The sequence below is a fragment of the Nesterenkonia maliinae genome, assembly GCF_051262655.1.
GTDB lineage: Bacteria > Actinomycetota > Actinomycetes > Actinomycetales > Micrococcaceae > Nesterenkonia.
Map to the genome: position 1 here is coordinate 299,296 of NZ_JBIMEY010000002.1, position 19,171 is coordinate 318,466.

21 protein-coding genes are annotated in these 19,171 nt (G+C 65.3%); 9 read left to right on the forward strand and 12 right to left on the reverse strand.

The annotated features are described in order from the left end of the window. The first annotated feature begins 567 nt into the window (after nucleotides 1-567). Nucleotides 568-1,296, forward strand: coding sequence for a GAF and ANTAR domain-containing protein (locus tag ACHAA4_RS05875; RefSeq protein WP_435773256.1), 729 nt, complete (start codon nucleotides 568-570; stop codon nucleotides 1,294-1,296). 184 nt (nucleotides 1,297-1,480) lie between these two features. Then, nucleotides 1,481-2,248, forward strand: a complete 768-nt coding sequence (locus tag ACHAA4_RS05880) for a GAF and ANTAR domain-containing protein (RefSeq protein ID WP_435773257.1) — start codon at nucleotides 1,481-1,483, stop codon at nucleotides 2,246-2,248. A gap of 9 nt (nucleotides 2,249-2,257) precedes the next feature. Here ACHAA4_RS05880 and ACHAA4_RS05885 read toward each other — a convergent pair whose 3' ends face one another. The 8 genes from ACHAA4_RS05885 to ACHAA4_RS05920 form a co-directional block, all read right to left on the reverse strand. After that, a complete protein-coding gene (locus tag ACHAA4_RS05885; protein WP_435773258.1) occupies nucleotides 2,258-2,896 on the reverse strand; it encodes an RNA polymerase sigma factor in 639 nt (212 codons plus the stop codon). 11 nt (nucleotides 2,897-2,907) lie between these two features. Further along, nucleotides 2,908-3,600: a BON domain-containing protein gene (locus ACHAA4_RS05890; RefSeq protein WP_435773259.1), complete on the reverse strand. Its 693-nt coding sequence runs from the start codon at nucleotides 3,598-3,600 to the stop codon at nucleotides 2,908-2,910. A gap of 81 nt (nucleotides 3,601-3,681) precedes the next feature. Beyond that, nucleotides 3,682-4,398: a response regulator gene (locus ACHAA4_RS05895; protein WP_435773260.1), complete on the reverse strand. Its 717-nt coding sequence runs from the start codon at nucleotides 4,396-4,398 to the stop codon at nucleotides 3,682-3,684. Next, nucleotides 4,395-6,086, reverse strand: coding sequence for a GAF domain-containing sensor histidine kinase (locus tag ACHAA4_RS05900; protein WP_435773261.1), 1,692 nt, complete (start codon nucleotides 6,084-6,086; stop codon nucleotides 4,395-4,397). Before ACHAA4_RS05900 ends, ACHAA4_RS05895 begins: the two co-directional genes overlap by 4 nt. Before the next feature lie 204 nt (nucleotides 6,087-6,290). After that, on the reverse strand, nucleotides 6,291-6,869 hold the full coding sequence (locus tag ACHAA4_RS05905) for a DUF3618 domain-containing protein (RefSeq protein WP_435773262.1): 579 nt from the start codon (nucleotides 6,867-6,869) through the stop codon (nucleotides 6,291-6,293). Next, nucleotides 6,866-7,348, reverse strand: coding sequence for a phage holin family protein (locus ACHAA4_RS05910; protein ID WP_435773263.1), 483 nt, complete (start codon nucleotides 7,346-7,348; stop codon nucleotides 6,866-6,868). Before ACHAA4_RS05910 ends, ACHAA4_RS05905 begins: the two co-directional genes overlap by 4 nt. Beyond that, nucleotides 7,345-8,289, reverse strand: coding sequence for a hypothetical protein (locus ACHAA4_RS05915; RefSeq protein WP_435773264.1), 945 nt, complete (start codon nucleotides 8,287-8,289; stop codon nucleotides 7,345-7,347). The genes ACHAA4_RS05910 and ACHAA4_RS05915 overlap by 4 nt, the downstream gene beginning before the upstream one ends. 143 nt (nucleotides 8,290-8,432) lie before the next feature. Beyond that, on the reverse strand, nucleotides 8,433-8,972 hold the full coding sequence (locus ACHAA4_RS05920) for a CBS domain-containing protein (protein WP_435773265.1): 540 nt from the start codon (nucleotides 8,970-8,972) through the stop codon (nucleotides 8,433-8,435). 523 nt (nucleotides 8,973-9,495) lie between these two features. Between ACHAA4_RS05920 and ACHAA4_RS05925 the strand changes: the two genes are divergently transcribed. The 5 genes from ACHAA4_RS05925 (at nucleotide 9,496) to ACHAA4_RS05945 (ending at nucleotide 12,964) form a co-directional block, all read left to right on the forward strand. Further along, the gene (locus ACHAA4_RS05925; protein WP_435773266.1) at nucleotides 9,496-9,855 is read left to right on the forward strand and encodes a hypothetical protein; all 360 of its coding nucleotides are present in this window, start codon (nucleotides 9,496-9,498) and stop codon (nucleotides 9,853-9,855) included. A gap of 133 nt (nucleotides 9,856-9,988) precedes the next feature. Further along, a complete protein-coding gene (locus ACHAA4_RS05930) occupies nucleotides 9,989-10,870 on the forward strand; it encodes a manganese catalase (protein WP_435773267.1) in 882 nt (293 codons plus the stop codon). Between the two features lie 292 nt (nucleotides 10,871-11,162). Next, complete coding sequence (locus ACHAA4_RS05935) at nucleotides 11,163-11,855, forward strand: GAF and ANTAR domain-containing protein (RefSeq protein WP_435773268.1); 693 nt, start codon at nucleotides 11,163-11,165, stop codon at nucleotides 11,853-11,855. A gap of 65 nt (nucleotides 11,856-11,920) precedes the next feature. Next, nucleotides 11,921-12,193 carry a hypothetical protein gene (locus ACHAA4_RS05940; RefSeq protein ID WP_435773269.1) on the forward strand — a complete coding sequence of 91 codons (273 nt, stop codon included), beginning with the start codon at nucleotides 11,921-11,923 and terminating at the stop codon, nucleotides 12,191-12,193. Nucleotides 12,194-12,196: 3 nt separating this feature from the next. Further along, nucleotides 12,197-12,964: a GAF and ANTAR domain-containing protein gene (locus tag ACHAA4_RS05945; RefSeq protein ID WP_435773270.1), complete on the forward strand. Its 768-nt coding sequence runs from the start codon at nucleotides 12,197-12,199 to the stop codon at nucleotides 12,962-12,964. Between the two features lie 76 nt (nucleotides 12,965-13,040). Here ACHAA4_RS05945 and fdhA read toward each other — a convergent pair whose 3' ends face one another. Continuing rightward, nucleotides 13,041-14,258: a formaldehyde dehydrogenase, glutathione-independent gene (gene fdhA / locus ACHAA4_RS05950; RefSeq protein ID WP_435773271.1), complete on the reverse strand. Its 1,218-nt coding sequence runs from the start codon at nucleotides 14,256-14,258 to the stop codon at nucleotides 13,041-13,043. Nucleotides 14,259-14,397: 139 nt separating this feature from the next. Here fdhA and ACHAA4_RS05955 point away from each other — a divergent pair, with 139 nt between their 5' ends. Next, nucleotides 14,398-15,651 carry a helix-turn-helix transcriptional regulator gene (locus tag ACHAA4_RS05955; protein WP_435773272.1) on the forward strand — a complete coding sequence of 418 codons (1,254 nt, stop codon included), beginning with the start codon at nucleotides 14,398-14,400 and terminating at the stop codon, nucleotides 15,649-15,651. A 58-nt stretch (nucleotides 15,652-15,709) separates the two neighbouring features. Here ACHAA4_RS05955 and ACHAA4_RS05960 read toward each other — a convergent pair whose 3' ends face one another. Further along, nucleotides 15,710-16,642: an alpha/beta hydrolase gene (locus ACHAA4_RS05960; RefSeq protein WP_435773273.1), complete on the reverse strand. Its 933-nt coding sequence runs from the start codon at nucleotides 16,640-16,642 to the stop codon at nucleotides 15,710-15,712. Nucleotides 16,643-16,823: 181 nt separating this feature from the next. Further along, on the reverse strand, nucleotides 16,824-18,128 hold the full coding sequence (locus ACHAA4_RS05965; RefSeq protein WP_435773274.1) for a M1 family metallopeptidase: 1,305 nt from the start codon (nucleotides 18,126-18,128) through the stop codon (nucleotides 16,824-16,826). A gap of 136 nt (nucleotides 18,129-18,264) precedes the next feature. Between ACHAA4_RS05965 and ACHAA4_RS05970 the strand changes: the two genes are divergently transcribed. Then, entirely contained in the window at nucleotides 18,265-18,867 is a 603-nt protein-coding gene (locus ACHAA4_RS05970; RefSeq protein ID WP_435773275.1) for a 4'-phosphopantetheinyl transferase family protein, read from the forward strand. Between the two features lie 47 nt (nucleotides 18,868-18,914). Here ACHAA4_RS05970 and ACHAA4_RS05975 read toward each other — a convergent pair whose 3' ends face one another. Further along, the gene (locus ACHAA4_RS05975) at nucleotides 18,915-19,106 is read right to left on the reverse strand and encodes a hypothetical protein (RefSeq protein WP_435773276.1); all 192 of its coding nucleotides are present in this window, start codon (nucleotides 19,104-19,106) and stop codon (nucleotides 18,915-18,917) included. Between the last annotated feature and the right edge of the window lie 65 nt (nucleotides 19,107-19,171).

Genomic DNA, 19,171 nt, shown 5'->3' on the forward strand with positions numbered 1-19,171 from the left:
GAGACGCAGCAACGGGCCTTGGACTCTAGGCGACGATCCCTCCATTGGATACGCTTCGGCCATAGCTCAAGCAGCCGGGCTCTTGTTTCTCAGACAAGGGTGTCCCATGGAGCACATTTCCCGAGTAGTCATCAGCACCTCCGGTCTGTCTGGGCCGATCACCGTCGAGGTGGTGGGGTGCTTGACCCTGGAGAGTTTCTCGGCAGCCTCTGCGGTCCTCGACCGATGGTCCGGCATACGTTCATTTCCCGATCTCATCGTCGACCTGCGGGGAACATCGCATATCGAGCCCGTCGGGCTGGCGGCACTGGAGATGTACTTCGCTCGGTGTCGGGTTCCCAAGGGTCTGCCGGAGATCACCCTGCTGACCCCTCATTTTCCTCGACTCTGCGTAGAGGATGAGTCTGCACCCACGGAAGCTCGTGACCCGCAGGCGGACTCCGGCTCACGCGCGGAATCGCGATCGGGTGTCACCTACGAACGGCGTCCTTTCCTTCGCTGGCGTCCACCCGCAGTTGTGACCCCGAGCAGAGAGAAGAGTCTCCGCCCTGTCGGAAGGAGATGATGATGACGACGAAAACACCGCGTGATGACCTTTCGCTGGTGTTCGCCCGTGTCAACGGCATGCTGCTCAGCGAGGAGACTGTGGAACACGCGGTGGGGCTCCTCGCCCAGGCGGCCAAGTGCGCAGTTCCCCGGGCCATAGGGGCGGGCGTGTCGTTGATCAGCAGCGCCGGCCGGAGAGTGAGTGCCGGCAGCACCGACTCGGTGGTGCGCAAGGCCGACGATCTCCAGTACTCGACCGGTGAGGGCCCGTGCCTGAGTGCTTGGGCATCGCACGTCACTGTCAACGTCAATGACGTTCGGTCCGATCGCCGTTGGCCGGACTGGTCCGCCGCCGTCGTTGAGCTGCCGGTCCGGTCGGTGCTCAGCACACCTCTGGAGCACCGGGCGTCCATCGTCGGCGCCATGAAGGTCTACTCCTCCGCAGAACAGGCTTTCACCTTGGAGAGTGCGCGGCTGCTGACCATGTTCGCCGGGCCGGCGGCCGCGCTGCTGGCGCATGTGCAGACCAGCGACTTCCCGGAGAGACTCGGTGAATCGATCACCGATGCCATGAGCCAGCGCGACATGATCAACATCGCCAAAGGCGTCCTGATGGACCAACGCGGTTTCGACAAGAACGCCGCCGCCCTATACCTGATCCAGGTGGCCCGCTCAGACGGTCTCACGGTGCGAGAGACGGCCGAACGAATCATCGCCGCCCGCCGGCCGCAAGGCAGTGAGCGGTCCTGACGCGTGCCGGCCACGAGGCCACCCCGGCCCGACGGTGATGAGTTCTCGCTGCGGCGCACGTTTCACGGCGCCGGATCGCAGGCTGCGCGCTGGGTCATTCGGCCCTTCCGCTGTACCGGCTCCGACTGCATCATTTCGGTGTAAGCGGTGGTGCGATAGACGCAGCAATCCCGAGGCAGGAACTATGCACAGCGGAGAAGAGGTCTCGACTCCGAACGAGACCAAACAGGGGCACGCCTCCGTGCACGAGCAGCGGAGCTCCACGGATGACTATCAGCTGGCCTCCCAGCTCGGTGACCTGGTCCGTTCGCTCAACCAGGTGAGTCCGGAGGCGATCCTGGAACTCGTGGTGGCCGCTGCCATTGAACTGATCCCCGGTGCCGAAGAAGCCTCGCTGAGCGTCGTCACCGGGCGGGAGGAAGTCGCGACGATGGCCCCGTCCAGCGAACTTCTCAGAAGACTCGATGATCTGCAGGCAGAGTTGTCCGAGGGTCCTTGCCTCGAAGCAATCTACTCGGAACGAACTATCCGCGTGTCGGAGATGGCAAGCGAGGACCGGTGGCCCGATTTCGCCGGGCGGGCCACCGAGGCCGGCGTGGGCAGCATGCTGGCCTTCCAGCTCTACGTCGTGGGAGACAATCTGGGCGCCTTGAACCTCTACTCCAGCCAGGTCGAAGCCTTTGACGCAGACTCCGAGCGCGTCGGGCTGATCGTGGCCTCCCACGCCGCAGTTGCCTTGGCTGATGCCCAGCAGGTGAGTCAACTCCACGAAGCGATGCAGAGTCGGGACGTGATCGGTCAGGCCAAAGGCATCTTGATGGAGCGCTACAAGATCACAGGCCATCAGGCCTTCCTGCTTCTAGCCAAGGCCAGTCAACACAGCAACAAGAAGCTGCAGGCGCTTGCGGAGGAGCTGGTCGAGCGCGGGGACCTCAGCACCAGCACGACCTGAGGCGTGGAGTCAGGCGCGACGCTGGCCTTCCAGTCGGGCGGAGGTGTGATCGTCGCCCCCGGGTGGGGTGCTCCGGCCGCGCACCACTGCCGACGCGACGGCGCCTTCCGACTCCTGAGCGTGGTCATGCAGTGCCGCTCGCAGAGCTCTGAGCCCGTAGTACATCCGTGTCCGCAGCGTGGCGACCGGAACCCCCGTGCGCTCCGACAGCTCGGCATAGCCGAGGCCGTCGAGCTGCACCGCCACGATGACCTCTCGGTGCTCGGGAGTGAGGGTGGCCAGAGACTCGTAAAGCACGAGTCGTTCCACGATCAGGAGGTCCTCCGTGACCGGGGTGCTCGCCCGTTGGATCTTCACCGAGTCGGAGGGCACCGGACGCCGGGACCGAGCGCGCAGTGCGTCGGTGACGAGGTTTCGCTCAATCGCGAACAGCCATGTCCGGGCCGAACCTCGGGAACTGCTGTAGCGCGTCCTGTTCCGCCAGGCCCGGATGAAGGCCTCTTGGACGCAGTCCTGTGCCTCCGCCCGGTCACCTAGCGCATTGAGCGCGTACGCGAAGAGGGCCGCTCCGTGCGCGGCGTAGCACTCTGCGACATTGAAGGGCGTCTCCTCGTTGAAGCTGCGGTCAGCGGTGGGATGAACAGTCATGACGAGGATCTTCACCTGAGCCGGGGTGAGTCGGGTCGAACGGCCAGACGGTTCTCGATCTTGGTCACCTCGGGGCAGACCCAGGTCGCCAGTCCTGCCTGTTTCTTCTCCGCCAGAGTTGCGACATGCCCGGTCAGGATGGCGGTGTTCTCTACGATCGTGACCGTCACGCTGCGGGCGTCCAGCCGGGGGTTGCGCAGCATGGCGTACTCCAGCCGTTGTTCTGCAGTCTCCACACGAGTGCGACTGCTCAGGGTGATCTGATTGTCCAGGGATCTCACCCCGCGCAGATCTTCGACTGCCAGCTGGGCGGCTTCGCGTTGGAAGTCCCAGTCGACCTCACCGGTCAGGGTGATGTGGCGATTGCGCACCTGAGACTTGACGGCGCTGGGAACGGCGGGCGCCCAGGTCAGGGCTCGCTCCACGACCCGGCGGATATCGCCATCGGTGGCCCCCTGGGGAGCGGCCGGGTCGACGACCACATTGATGATTGCTGAGCTCACTCCCCGGACGCGTCGCATCGCGCGCCCTACGGCGGCGAGCTCGGAATAGGACCCGACAGCACCTGAGACGGTGACCACTGAACTCGCGGCCCAGACCGTCAGCCTGGAGGCGTCGAGCTCGGGGGTCCATTCCAGCTCCACGGCCGCTGCGGTCTGGAGGGCGAGGTTCGGGGAGGTCATGCTCGAGGATGCGATCTGCATAGACGAAGTCCTCTGGTCTCTGCCCACCGAGTTGCGGGTCTGATCCCACGGTCGTCTCAGGTGTCGGCATCCTGTAGGGCCTTAGGTCCTACCGTCGCTCCCGGGCACTTCGGCACTTCGAGGGGCGGCCTCTTGGCTGGGCGGGGGAGTGTCTGTGTTCATCCTCGCGCCATAGACGGCCACCTGGGTGCGGCGGTCCATTCCGAGTTTGGCCAGCAGCCCGGAGACGTAGTTCTTCACGGTCTTTTCCCGGAGGTTCAGCCGCGCTCCGATCTGCCGATTGGTGAGCCCCTCAGTGATGAGCTTCAGCACCTGGGTCTCACGCAGCGTGAGCTCGATCTGCGCGGCATCTGGGGATGTTTCCTGCGACTGTGCGGCCTTGGCGCTGAGCGAGGAGTGGACCCTGTGGGCGAGGTCGCGAGTGACCAGGTTCTCTCCCTGGGAGACCCGCAGGATCGACTCGATGAGATGTCGTCCCCGGATGTTCTTGAGCACATAACCAGAGGCTCCGGCGACGACGGCGGCGACGCTCGCGGCGTCGTCGTCGTAGGCGGTGAGGATCAGGCAGGAGGTCTCGGGGTGCGTCGAACAGATGTGACGGCACAGCTCGATGCCGTTGCCGTCTGGAAGCTGCACGTCCAGCACGGCGATGTCCGGCCGCATCGCAGCGATGCGGACAACGGCCCCTCGGACGGTGTCCGATTCCCCCACTACTTCCATTCCTGGTTCTGCGTCGATGAGCGCGGCGATGCCACGTCGCACGACCTCGTGATCATCGACGAGGAAGACCCTGATCATGAGTGCTCCGGCGAGTTCACCGGGACCTGCCACAGTGCCCGCGTACCGCCCGAGCTGCGCGCGGACAAGGTGAAGTCTCCACCGTGGGCGCGAGCTCTGGCGCTGAGGTTCTCGATTCCGCTGCGTCGGGAGGAGTCCGCGGAGAGCCCGACGCCGTCGTCGTCGACCTTGAGCTCCACCGTGTGGGAGGTTGCGGTGATCGCTACCTTCACCGTTTTCGCGTCGGCGTGCCGTGCCACGTTGCTGAGCGTCTCGCGAAGCACCGCTGCCATGTCGTCGGCCAGTGGGCCGAGGATGATGAGATCGATCGGCCCGGCGAAGGTGACCTGCGCGGGCGTGGGCAGAGTGTCGGAGAGCTCCGTGAGGATCCGCAGCAGCCGGTGACGGGTCGCTTCCGTGCCGGTGCGGGTCTGGAGGGTGAAGATGGCGGTGCGGATGTCAGCGATCGCCGCATCGATCTGTGTCACGTGCGTCTCGATGCTGTCGGTGAGCTGTGGATGTGCCGATGCCAGGGCCTCCAGCCCCAGTCCGGTGCCGAAGAGTCGTTGAATGACATGGTCGTGGAGATCCTGGGCGATGCGGGCGCGGTCCTCGACGATCTCCAGTCGCTGCTTGTCAGCCCGGGCCCAGGCGAGGGCGACGGCCAGACCGGCTTGGGCGGCGAACTCCGAGAGCAGTTCGAGGTCATCCTGGCTGAACGGCGCTTCATCGGCCGACCGGGTCGCGCACAGCGCCGCCACCCGGTCACCGTCCACGACGAGTGGCACAGCGACCATGGAGGCGCTTGGAATGTCATCGGCGAAGGGAACCGGCTCATCTCCCCCCTCCGGTGTGATCCCGGGCTCCCCATCCATGGCGCGGGAGAGCACGCAGTCCATCCAAGGGACCGAGGAGCCTTCGATCTGGGCGGCACGGGCTCCCCGAGCCGTGTCGACATAGAGCTCGCTGCCTACCGCTTCGGAGACGACCACGCTGACCAGCTGCGCCCCGGTGAGTGCGACGAGGCTCTCCGCGAGGACCGCGAACACCTCGGTGGTCCTCACGTTCAACAGCTTTGCCGCGACATCGCTCAGCGCTGAGCTGAGCTCCTGGGCTCGGCGGGATCTCGCGTAGAGCCGTGCATTGTCGATCGCAGTCGCCGCGGTCGCAGCCAGGGCCTTGATCAGGGCCTCGTCATGTGCGGTGAAAGCCTTCTCGGAGGGGTTGGTGACGTAGAGGGCGCCGTAGACGCTTCCCCGGATGGTGATGGGGACACCGAGGAATGCCTTCATCGCAGGGTGTCCCAGAGGTGGGCCCACGGAGCGTGGATCGTCCGAGAGATTCCGCAGCCGGATGGGCGCACCACCGGTGAGGACCGCGCCGAGGACGCCGAGACCGCGGGGAGGGTGGCCCATCCGCTCGACCAGCTCAGGGGGCATTCCCACGTGGATGAATCGCTCCATCGCTCCCTTGTCATCGACGACCCCGAGAGCGCCGAACCGGGCATCCACCAGGGTGCGGGCCGATTCTGCCAGGTTGGAGAGGACTTGATCGACGTCCAAATCCCCGGTCACGAGTTGGCTGGCCTGGAGCAGACCCAGCAGTCCATGGTCAGCGGTCAGAAAGTGGTTGCCCCGCGCCATCTCCGCCCGACTCGGCGTGTGCGCGTCGGACGCATAGAGGTCACGGAAGTCTGATGTTGGAGTCACCGGCTCTGCCCTCGAGGGTCTATAAAGCTCAGCATAGGTGCGCTGCCACTCACAGGGGAGTCTTGATCTCCGACCTCTCCGGGAGCTCTGCTGGGCCGAACCCCACACCAGGGCATCACCAGGGCAGCGCGCGTTGAATCTGCGTGGACGCAGCTCGGGGCCCGACTTCTGTTGAAGGCGAGCCCCGAGCTGGTATGTCGTCTCCTAGCTGCTGCGCACGTCCTGGGCTGAGGACTGCGCAGAGTCCGTGACCGTGTCCTTCTGCTCCTGTCCTTCAGACTTGACGTTCTGAGCACTCTCAGCGGCCGAGTCTCGGACCCGCTGCACAGACTCCTGTGCCGGCTCCTTGAGCTCCTCGGCCATCGACTTCGCCTGGCTCTTCGCGTCATCGACCAACGGCTGGGCCCGGTCCTCGAGCTTGGCGGCCGCCTTCTTCTCCGGCTCTGAGGCCGGCACGATCGACGCCGCGAGCCAACCGGCGCCCAGGGCGATCAGCCCGGCCGCCAGCGGGTTCCCGCGGGTCTTCTGCTTCGCCGCACCGGGTGCCTGTTGGACACCATCGGCTGCGTGGTGCGCCTGATCTGAGACCTTGGTCGAAGCATCATCGGCTAAGCCCATCACATGATCCTTCCATCCGCCCACGGTGCTGCGGATCTTCTCGGTCTGTCGCTGAGCGACCTTGGAGGGGGAGACCTTGTCCGCGACGGCGTCGACGTCAAGGGAGAGGCTGCTTCTGGTCCGCTCGATATCAGCGCGGATCTCTTCCGGAGTCTGCTGTGTCATCGGGTCTCCTTCGTAGGGGTGAGAGCGTCAGGGATTTCCTTGAGGGTCTCCGTGGTGTGCGGAGCGCCCTTGACCTGCTCGAGGTTCTTCTTTCCGAGCATCGCCAGAACGGCGGCGATGATCGCCCAGATCACGGCGACGATGACTGCGGACCAGGCTGATCCCAGGTCGGTGGAACTGATCCCGGCCCAGAGCGCGATGGAAAGGAAGAGCAGCACGAAGTGCCCAGCGATCCCGGCCCCGCCGAGCATGCCCGCGCCCTTTCCTGATTTCTTCGCCGTCTCGGACAGCTCTGCCTTCGCCAGCGCCGTCTCCTGTCGGATCAGGGTGGAGAGGTCATTACTGACCTGGGACATCAACGAACCCAAGGACTCATGCTCCGCCTTGCGCTCGGCCTGGCGCGCCGGATCCACAGGTGTCGGGCCGGCCGAGGCTGGCCCCGCTGGGGCTGGACCTGCGGGGGGATGAATGCTGCTCATCGGCCGCCACCTCCTGCGGAGGAATCCGTGCTTCCTGTGGGGATGGTGCCGGGGACCGGCCCGGAAGCGGCGCCGGAAGAGGTGCCGCCAGCAGGCCCGGAAGCTGCGCCGGCGGACGTGCCGGGCGTGCTGGTGCTGGCACCCTGGCTCGACGTCGAGGAGCCCTGCCGGTCGTCATCGGCGTGGTGCTGCTTGAGCCCACGCGTCACCCGGCCAGCGGCGAAACCGACACCGGCCGCGATCGCCAAGAACGCCACCGGACGACGACGTGCGAAGCTCTGGACCTCCTGGAGAACCTCCTTGGGGTCATGACCCTCAAGCCAGGTCGCAGTCGCCTCCGCCCGTGAGTTCACCTGATCCAGGAGGTCCTTCGCGACCCCGGGCTCAGGCTTCTCACCACGCGCGATGCGCGCGACGTCGTCGCTGAAGGTCCGCACCGTGCCGGCTGCGCGGTCCAGCTGCTCGGACGCCTGAGACTCGAGCATCGTGCCCGCCTCACCGCCCAAGCGCTTGGCCTCACGCACAGCGTCATCCTTGACCCCCGCGGCTTCCTGTGCCGCGGTGTCCTTGACCGCCCGTCCGGCATCCTTGGCGTCACCGGCGACATCCTGTGCCGCGCCCTTGGCCTGATCCGACTTGCCCTGGTTAGAGCTGCCCTGGTTAGAGCCGGAGGGGCTCGTGGTGGACTGGCCCGCGCCGGACTGGCCGGACCGGGACCGATCGGTGGTGCCCGGGGTCTCAGAATCTGAGGCCTGCCGGGTGGCGTAGCCCGGTTCCCCGGTCACTGACTCGAGCCCGGGAGGTGCGACCGGGACTGCCGGAACCGGTTCAGTCACATCCGACGCGGGCGACGTCGAGCGGTGCGCGTCGGCACGGGGATTCTTGGCGTCTGGGCGCTCCGAGGACTGGTTGTTCTGCGAGGTATTGATGGAATCCGTCATGATGGCCTTTCGTTGTGATCCTCGGCGGGGCGATGATCGGGAGGTGGCTGACGCTGGTTCGTCGCGTGGATCAGCGGGCAGTCTTGGTGCTGCGGAACGGCGCGACGTTGAGGAGAACTCCTTCCTAGGGGTGGACTACTGGATCAGCCGGAGGCGTATGTGTCAGGGCGGTGCGGCTGAGTCGAGGCGAGTGTCCGGAAGACCTCTGCTGTCGGTCGGGCGACCAGCTCTTCGAGGGCGTTGGGGCGGTGCTGCGCGCACCATTGGATGACCGTGGTGGGTTCCAGGACGCCGATAAGCTCCTCGTCCTCGCAGACCAGCAGGGGTCGGACGCCGTGGATCTGGAGCGTCGCGATGGCAGCGTCGAAGGAGTCTTCGGGGTGCAGGCTGGGCACTGAGGTCGCAATGAGGTCCGCACAGGGCGTCGATGACGAGACACCAGGTATCCGGTCCAGAAGGTCAAGATCTGCCCGGGTGAGGAACCCCACGGATCTGCCAGCGGCGTCGGTGACGACGAGGTGTTCAACACCTCCCTGCCGCAGCCTCTGGCGGGCCATGGCGATGTCTTCGCTGGCGAAGACCTCGGGGCCCAGCGCCGCGAGGACGCTCCCGAGGTTCTGTTCCGCGCTCAGGATCCGCGGGGGCCCCGAACGGTCCGGTGAGGGGTTTTCGGGAGTGGACAAGCCGCCTGCCTCGATGACCGTCATGAGGCACCTGCCCACACAGCAGACATGCCGAGGCTCGGCAGTGAACGATGCCGTGGGTCTCGTAACGCAGACATGCCGGGCGGGTCGGTGTATGCGCTGAGGCACACAGAAGAGGTGCGTCCCTCGACGTTCCGAGTGGAAGAGAAAGGGCGGCCCCGGGCTCGGACTCGGCCCAGGCAGGCATCGAGACCGATGCGGGAGGTGTCGGGAGAAGGTCCAACGGCCAGACCGTTTCGTAGCGTGTGCTCCATCAGTACCTCAACAGATAGGTAGGAGGAGTCCGCTACTTGAACTCTGTTCTGAGAGTACGTGCTGATCCCGCAGATGCAAACCGTTCGCGGCGACTGATTCCCGAAAGCTCGGCGCAGCTGACGCTGGAGTGCGAGGGTGAGCACGAGCGGGGAGAGCTTGCTGGGCTATAGGCAGCCGTGGACCGATCGGCTACGCTGTGGCCGTAGCTCAAGACGATGGGCTCTTGTTTTCCAGACAAGGGTGTCCCATGGAGCACATTTCCCGAGTTGTCATCACCGCTTCGAGCCTGACTGGGCCGATCACCGTCGAACTGGTGGGGCGCCTGACCTTGGAGAGCTTCTCGACAGCCTCTGCAGTCCTCGACCAGTTGTCGACCATCCGATCTTTCCCTGACCTCTTCGTCGACCTGCGCGGCACGGCCCATATCGAGCCCGTGGGACTGGCGGCGTTGGAGATGTATTTCGCCGGCCACCGCGTTCCCGAGGGCCTGCCAGAGATCTCGCTCGCGCTGCCGCAGTTTCCCCGTCCGTGCGGGCTCAGTGACCTTCATCGGGAGTCCGTGAGGTGCGCAGCTCCGAGCAGGCAGGAGGGCCTTCACCCCGTCTGAACGAGCGACATGCCCCCATTCTCCGCCGAGATGAGACGCGCAGCCTCCAGGGCCGCGACGTGATCCGAAGCCCAGGGGGCCCGTCGACCGGAGCCTGTTCATCAATCCGGAATCATCACATTGGGAGGAACCCATGTTTCTGCATAAACAAGCTCTGCAGTACAACGCCACACCAGAGAAGCCCGACGCGGTCTATGCCCGCAAACTCCAAGAAGTCATCGGTGGACAGTACGGTGAGATCACCGTGGCCATGCAGTACAGCTTTCAGGCATGGAACGCGCACATCCCGGGCAAGTACCGGGACCTGTTGTTCTCCACAGCGGCTGAGGAGTTCGGCCACGTGGAGATGCTCGCGACCATGGTCGCCCAGCTGTTGGAAAAGGCTCCTCAAGGAATCACCGACGACGCTGTTCAGGACGATCCCACCGTGGCCGCGGTCGTGGGCGGGATGGACGTCCAGGACGCCATCCTCGCAGGCGCCGGCGCCCGGCCCGTGGACAGCAACGGCAACCCCTGGAACGCCGGCTATGTGACCGCCAGCGGCAACCTGCTCGCGGACTTCACCTCCAACATCAACGCTGAGATGCAGGGCCGCATCGCCGTGGCCAGGCTCTATCACCAGACCGACGACCCGGGTGTCAGGGACCTGCTCTCGTTCCTGCTCGCCAGGGACACCCACCACCAGAATCAGTGGTTGGCCGCGGCCCGGGAGCTGCAGGAGACCGGGATGGAACAGCTCCCGGTCCCGAGCAATTTCCCCGTGAAGAAGGAGCACCGCGAATTCTCCTATCAGGCGATCAACTTCTCGGATGGAAAGTCCATGGCGGAGGGCCCCTGGGCCTCGGGACCGAGCCCCGATGGGCTCGGCGAGTTCAGCTATGTGGACACCCCGCCGCAGGGAGTGCCGATGCCGCCTCCCACGCATCCGGATTCCCGCTTCTACGGCACCACCGAGGTGCCCAACATCGTGGAGAAGACCGCAGGCGCGGTGCAGGACAAGCTGAAGAAGGAATGACCACGGCCTTTTCCGAGAGTGCGGGGGTCCCACCATGGGTGAGGCTCCCGCACTCTCGGGCTGCGCAGGATAGTGGCGTATCGTGAATAACCACGGAGGGGGCCCGTCGAATGGCCGTACGCCAACGCGCAGAACGCGAGGATGGATTTCACGGTCGCGCAACCACGACCGCAGGACAAGAGCGCAGGGCGAGCTCATCGACGTTCCCGGGTCCCTACGATCAGGGCTCTGCCGAGGCCGCCCCAGGGAGACGATGATGGCAACGGAACTTCCACTTGATGAACTGTCGCTTGTGTTCGCCCGTGTCAATGGCATGCTGCTGAGCGAGGAGACCGTGGAGCACGCGGTCGATCTCCTCGCGCAGGCGGCCAAGAACACTGTTCCGGGGGCGATCGGTGCCGGGGTCTCCTTGATCAGCAACGCGGGCAGAAAAGAGAGCGCCGGCAGCACCGACCGGGTGGTCCGCGAGGCCGATGACCTCCAGTACACCATCGGGGAGGGCCCCTGTCTGAGCGCCTGGGCCTCACGCACGGTGGTCAACGTCGAGGACGTCCACTCCGATCCGCGCTGGCCGAACTGGTCCTCAGCCGTCGTCAGGCTGCCTATCCGTTCGGTGCTCAGCACGCCGCTGCAGCACCAGCAGACCGTCGTCGGCGCCATGAAGATCTACTCGGCCGCCGAGCACGCCTTCACCGCGGAGACCGAACGGCTGTTGACCATGTTCGCCGGGCCCGCCGCCGCGCTGCTGGCGCACATCCAGACCAAAGACCTCCCCATGAAGCTCAGCGAATCCATCAGCACCGCGATGAGCCAGCGCGACACGATCAACATCGCTAAAGGCGTGCTGATGGCCCAGCACGGGTTCGACAAAGACGCCGCCACCTTGCACCTGATCCAGGTCTCCCGCGCCGAACGAGTCACGATGGGAGAGACTGCTCGACGCATCATGGCCGCCAGCCAGCGGCAGGACAGCACTCCGTTGTGAAAGATCCCGATTCACCGAAGCCATCAGAACCTGAAAGTGATCCAGCTGCCTCGGGTGAGGATGATTTGCAGCGACAGGCCCTCGGCAGGGCGGTGCGTCATTCGGACCTCCCGTTGAAGGGACTATGGCTGCGCTACTTCAGCATGGGCGGCACAGCCGGCGAATACGAGCTCGATGCCTACATCAACGGTCTGTACTCATTGCCCGTCCTCGAGCGGGACATCCTGGCCCAGGCCGTCAACGAGATGATCGACATGCTCCCACCGCCTCCTCGAGCGTCCTACAGCAATGACACGGCCGACGGCGGCACGACACCGTCATATGAATCCGAGGGGTAGACCATGCAGCGCGTAGAAGAGATCCAGATCCGGGCGAAGACCGAGCCGGGACAGCCGTCAGTGCACGATCACGGGAGCTCTGCTGGTGAGTATCAGCTGGCCACCCAGCTGGGCGACCTGGCTCGCTCGCTCAACCAGGAGAGCCCTGGCGCAGTCCTGGAGCTTGTGGTGGCGGCCGCCATCGAACTCATTCCGGGTGTCGAGGAGGCGTCTCTGAGCATCGTCACCGGGCGGAAGGAAGTCGAGACGGTCGCTCCGTCCAGTGAGCTGCTCAGGCGGCTGGATGATCTGCAGGTAGCACTGACCGAAGGTCCCTGCCTCGAGTCGATCTATTCGGAACGAACCATCCGCGTGCGCGACATGGCGAGCGAGACCCGGTGGCCCGGGTTTGCTGCCAAGGCGACCGCCGCCGGTGTGGGCAGCATGCTGGCCTTCCAGCTCTTCGTCGTGGGCGACAACCTGGGCGCGTTGAACCTCTACTCGAGCCAGGTCGATGCATTTGACGATGACTCCGAGCATGTTGGGCTGATCGTGGCCTCCCACGCCGCGGTCGCCCTGGCCGATGCCCAGCAGGTGAGCCAGCTCCTCGAGGCCGTGCAGAGCCGCGACGTGATCGGTCAGGCCAAGGGAATCTTGATGGAGCGATACAAGATCACCGGTCATCAGGCTTTCCTGCTTCTGGCCCGAGCCAGCCAGCACACCAACAAGAAGCTGCTCACGCTCGCCGAGGACCTCGTCAACAGCGGCGAGCTCACCGGCAGCACCGACTGAGCCAGGAGCGAGACTTCCGGCGTCGTCGTGCCTGCTTGCGGGGGCAGGACGCACGTGGTCTGCCCCCGCAAGCGAGTCAGTTCTTGATATAGCCGTTGGGGTTGAGCACAAACTTCTTCGCCGCACCCTTGTCGAATTCTGCGTAGGCCGCGGGCGCGTCTTCCAGCGGTATCGCCGTGGCTTTGACGGCCTTGGCGATCTGCACCTTGTCCTGGAGGATCGCTTGCATGAGGTGGCGGTTGTATTTCATGACCGGGCACTGTCCGGTGGCGAATGAGAGGGACTTGGCCCAGCCCAGTCCCAGGCGGATCGAGAGGGACCCGACCTGGGCGGCCTCGTCGACCCCGCCCGGGTCTCCGGTGACGTAGAGCCCGGGGATCCCTAGTGCGCCACCAGCCTCGGTGAGGTCCATCAGTGAATTCAGGACGGTCGCGGGGGCCTCCTGCGCCGAACCGGCGCCGTGTCCGCGAGCCTCGAAGCCGACCGCGTCGACGCCGCACTCAACCTCCGGCACCCCGAGGATCTGCTCGATCTGGTCGCGGGGATCGCCCTTGGAGACATCGACGGTTTCGCAGCCGAAGGAACGGGCCTGAGCCAATCGATCCTCGTTGAGGTCACCGACGATCACCGCACCTGCTCCCAGCAGCTGTGCGCCGACAGCGGCGGCGAGCCCGACGGGGCCAGCGCCGGCGATGTACACCGTGGATCCGGGTCCGACGCCGGCGGAGTACGCGCCGTGGAATCCGGTGGGGAAGATGTCAGAGAGCATGGTCAGATCGAGGATCTTCTCCAACGCCTGATCCCGGTCTGGGAACTTGAGCAGGTTCCAGTCGGCATACGGAGTCAGCACGTATTCCGCCTGCCCACCGACCCAGCCCCCCATGTCTACGTATCCGTAGGCGCTGCCTGGGCGATCCGGGTTCACGTTGAGACAGATGCCGGTCTTGCGCTCCTTGCAGTTGCGGCACCGCCCGCAAGAGATGTTGAACGGCACTGAGACGATGTCTCCGACCTTGATGAATTCGACATCAGGGCCTACTTCCACCACCTCGCCGGTGATCTCGTGTCCGAGGACGAGCCCGGCGGGCGCAGTGGTCCGTCCTCGCACCATGTGCTGGTCGGAGCCGCAGATGTTCGTGGCGACTGTCCGCAGGATGGCGCCGTGCGGCACCTTGCGACCTATGTTGGCGGGGTTGACCCCGGGCCCATCCTTGAGCTCGAACTCGGGGTATGGGGTGTCCACGACCTCGACCACGCCTGGGCTCTTATACGCGATTGCACTGTTTGTAGACATTGCTATCCTCTCGGGGGATCGTGACGAGCGGTTTCCGCCACATGAGTCAAGTCTCTAGTCGGCCGTGGGTCTTCTCAATGACCCGTGAGACCGGGTGGAGCTCTACCTTTAGGTAGGTCAGATCAGTAGAATTTGAAATATGGCACGCGTCACAGTTCTCGACGGTCTCCTTCCCGAGCTCTTCGACCTGCTTGCCTCGCCGCTCGGCTTGATCGTTCGCGGGCTCACTGAACTGTTGAGCCCACTGGTCACACACTCCGCACTGGTCATGCTCACGGCCGACGCCAGCGGCGGCCGCATCCAATGCACAGGAGACACCGCCGTCCAACGTGGCATGCGCGGACTGGACGTCGACCAGCTGCGAAGAGGGGTCGGCGGCGTCGAGGGCGTTCATCGGACAACGCTGCGAGTCGGGGATTCGCAGCGTCCGGCGCTTCAGGTCCTGGCGCGCAACGGCGCGCTCCTGGTGATCACGGATCCCGGCCCAGTCGCGGCATCTGCGCCGCTGTTGGACATCTGGAACATCGTCTCGCTGCACCTGCAGGAGCGCGCAGACGAAGCCGCGCCAGAGTATCTCCGTCATGCACGCTCGACTGCGGGGGTGCGGCTGCAGGCGCTGAGCGAGATCCAGGACGAATACTCGGCGACGTTGGACAGCATCCTCGCTCCACTCAGATCGGGGCAGCTGTCTGATGCGGCCGCGCGAGACTCTGCCATCGCCAGATCCGCGGCAGGACTGACTCGGCTCAACGCGATGACCGAGCAGGCCCGCGCCGTGGCTGAGGAGTCTGTCAGCATGTCCTTCGCGCGGCTCAAGGAGGAGCTCTGGGCCGCCACGCGACACTGGCACGTTGACCTGGAGTTCATCGACCCGCCTGAGGGGGACCACCTGGTCCCCGATGATGTCGCTCGGGGAGCCAGAGCCGTGGTCACCCGGGTCATTCTCAGCCGCATGGAGAGTTCCGAGGTCAGCCGGGTGCGCGTGCAGTGGGACTGTGACGGGAACGATCTGGTGGTCAGGGTCCGGGACGACGGTGATGGCGGCACGCTCGATGCCGATGCGCTGCGGCAGATCGCTGGGCAGCGCGTCCATGCGCTCAGAGGTCAGCTCTCGGTGAGTTCGACAGCTGGGTGGGGGGCCGAGCTCTCGGCGGTCCTGCCGTTGGACCCGCCGCCGGCCGGACCGTCCACGGCCGCGTTGGCCGGTCTCCGACCACGGGAGATGCAGGTTGCGACCCTTCTGGCCGCAGGCAGCAGGAATCGTGCCATCGCCGAGGAGCTGGGCATCAGTGAGAACACGGTGAAGTTCCATATCTCGAGGATTCTCCAGACCCTGCAGGCCGATTCCCGCGCGGAGGCCATCGCCGCGCTCCTGGCTGATCGACAGTCCTAGGGACTCCAGAGCGACGGGGACCGGAGATCGCAGAGCGCGGGACGAGAAGGCCTCTGTTCTATTTCAAGAGGTCCGGGAGGACGGGCTGCCGCAGGGTCTCATCGAGGATCCGGGCCTGGCGCAGGGAGAAGTGATCCTCTCCCTCGGGGTAGTCAGCCCTCACCCCTTCAAAGCCCTGTTGGCGATACCAGCTGGAACCTTCTCGGGTGGCGGTCACCGCGTCGAACGGTGCCCACGGATCGGTGCCGTCATCGAGCGTTCCGGTCACCCAGAGCAGGTCCAGAGACTCGCGCTGTTCCGATGTGGGTTCCTCGACGAGCGCCTCCGGAGCACCTCCGCCGCCGATCATCAAGGCGCCGCCCGTCACGTACTGGGGGTTCCGGGGAATCACTCCGTAGGTGATCATCTCGGCGCCGCCTGAGTACCCCATCCACCACACATTGTCCGGATCTGGGGCATAGGGCTCCAGCACGCGCTGGTCCAACAGATCGATCAGCCAGGGGAGGTTGGTCGAGATGTCCTCCCACCAGGTGATCTCGCCTTCCACATCCGGGGTGAGCGGAGCGACCAGCACCATGTTGTGCGACGCAGCGACCGCAGCCAGGCAGTTGAGCAGCCCGTCAGGATTCTCGTATTCGTTGGTGCCGTCCCCGTGGAGTCTGACCACCACCCCTACCGGTTGGTCGAAATCCACTCCCCTCGTGAACAGGTGATACTGACTTGTCGTCGCGCCCGAGGTGAATTCTCGATCAAGCTGCACGGAGTCCGCCGGCTCGTCTGCGGCGTTGCTGACCGGATCTGGGTCTGCGCGCGGATCGGGCCGTGTGAGGCCGTGCTCTTCGCATCGGGCCGGGGTCGCATCCGCGGTTGTCCCGTCGGCCGCCTGGGGAGCGTCTCCCTCGCTCGAGCGGGGAGTTCCGAGGAAGAGCACGAGCACCACGGCGAGCAGGGCCGCCACCAGTCCGGAGAGCACGGCCCAACGTCTGGTCATAGCAGCGGTCCTTGCCCTGGTTCCGAGTGTCGGGTGAGAGGCTCCTGCGGAGACTCCGGACGACGGATGTGGTGGTGGTCGTGCATCACTCGTGTGTCCTCTGAGAAAAGTCTAAAAGATCTGCCGGAAGCCCCGGTGCGAGTGTCATCCGCAGAGTGTCTTGCCGCCTTCGGGAGACGCGTCATTCGGGAAATGCGGGAAGTGTCGATTGGAACAGCCAGCCGCTCAGCAGCGGCCTGATCCGCGGCCCGGACAACCGCTCGGCGTGTTCCAGGAAGGCTGCCGTGGACACCGTGCCGTGACGGTTCTCCTGGGTCCAGGTCCGCAGGATCCGGAGAAACTCGTCATGGCCCACGAAGGACCGCAGCGCGTAAAGGGTGAGGGCCCCGCGCAGGTAGACACGATCATCGAACATGTCGGGCCCACCAGGGTCGGCCAAGACGATGTTCTGGGGCCGAGATGCCAGCCGATCGTAGGACGTGCGGGCACGGGAGTGGGTATCGAGCTTGCCAGACGCCTCCGACCACAGCCATTCCGCATACGTGGCGAAGCCTTCGCTGAGCCAGATATCAGACCATTGGTGCGGTGTCAGCGAGTTGCCGAACCATTGGTGCGCCAGTTCGTGAGCGATCAGCCGCTCGTTGTTCCACCCCTCTTGAAGGTGGTTGCAGCCCACAATCGACAACGGTTGAGATTCCAGCGGAATCTCCAGCTCGTCGTCGGTCACCACGACCTCGTAGGCGTCGAAGGGGTACTCGCCGAAGTCCCGCTCAAAGGCCGCCATCATGGCATGTTGCTTGGCCAGCACATCCTGCGCCTGACGCCACAGATGCTCCCCGCAGGCCAGGCGCAGCGGTACCCGAGCTGACACGTGTTCTGCGCTTCTGATCGCACCGCGCCTGTACTGCCCGATCTGAACCGTCGCAAGGTAGGTCGCCAGCGGCGTCCTGGATTCCCAGCGCCAGGCCTTCCGGTCACCATCCCGGGTGACCTGGAGAAGGGAACCGTTGCTGATCGCGGTGTAGTCCGAGTCGACCAGCACGGTGCAGTTCCACGTCGCCTTGTGTCGGGGGTGGTCGTTGCATGGAAACCAGGTGGCAGCGCCGTTCGGCTGTCCGGCCACCAGGACGCCGTCGGTGAGCTCTTCCCACCCGACGTCGCCCCAGGGACCCTTCTGCGGTCGGGGTTTCCCCCGGTAGTGCACTTCGATGGTGATCGCTTGGCCCTCGGAGAGGTCCGCGGGCAGCACCAGCTTCGTGCGAGTCTGCCGGAACCTGACCGTGGTCTTGTTGAGTTGCACCGCACTGACCTTGAGTCCGCGCAGATCGAGTTCGATGGCGGATGTCTGTGCGAGCACACGACCGTGGAGCACCGCGCGGCCTTTCAGCCGGTTCGGTCGGATCTCATAGTCCAGATGCAGGTCATAGTGGTCGATCTGAAGCTCCGCCGTCCCGGAGGTCGGAGTATAGGAGTCGGGCTGGATCATCAGCGGGGCACGCATCCTTTGCAATGATCTCCAGAACTCCGTGCGCAGCGCTCACAGTCGGCGAAACGATGTGAAGATGGGTTCACGCATTCGCAGTCGGTGGTCAACCAGAACCACATTTTCAGGAGGTGGGTCGGTGGAATGGACTTATAGCCGCACCAACGACCGGGATTCGATCGTGCGCGCCCTGGTGGCCGACGCCCACCGGGTCGACCCGGCTCATGTGGAGCTGGTCCAGCGCCGCGGGGCGCCGGAGGCCCGGATCGATGGGAGGCGGATCGAGGTCTCAAGGTCGGGCTCCCATGGGTTTGTTGCGGCGGCGTGCGCCGGGCCGGGGGAACGGCACTCGTTGGGGATCGATATCGAGGCAGTCCGACCGTTTCTGGAGTCAACGACGGAGCCTTCTGTGTTCGCGGAGGTCATCCTGGCACCGCAGGAGCTTGCGTGGTTCCGTGCGACGGCGGGGGAGGCCGAGGCCGAGCGACTGCAGTGGCTGCTGCGGATCTGGGTGCGCAAAGAGGCGGTGCTGAAGGCGCTGCACACCGGGTTCGACGTCGGCCGCGGCGGTCTGCCGCCTGCAGACGTGGTGCTCAATGCGCCTTGGGAGGCGCCTTTGTGTCTCAGCCACGCCCAGGTCACTGTGATCGACCTGCACACTCGGGACGACGCCGGAGGCGAGCAGCCTGTGATGCTCGCTCTGGCGCGGAACACCGGGCCGCTCGTTCTCCCGCGCCGGTGAGCCGGCGGGCCGGTGGTACGCCTGAACGGACGACGCTTCCCGTGTCGCTACTCGGAGCGGGTCGCGGGCCTGTTCGAACCTTCGGGCGTCTGAGCGCGGTCGATCTTGCTCCGCCACCGTTCCTTCACGTCCTCGGGCAGGTCCTCCCATGGCTCAGCCTCCGACATCATCAGACCGGCAAGCAGCTTCCTGCGTTCGTCGTACAGGGCGTTGGCCGCCTTGTCCCGGCTACTGCGCACGTACCCCTCCAGCACCGTGGAAAATAACGACAGAAGGCGTGCTCATATGGCGACGCCTGGTTCTC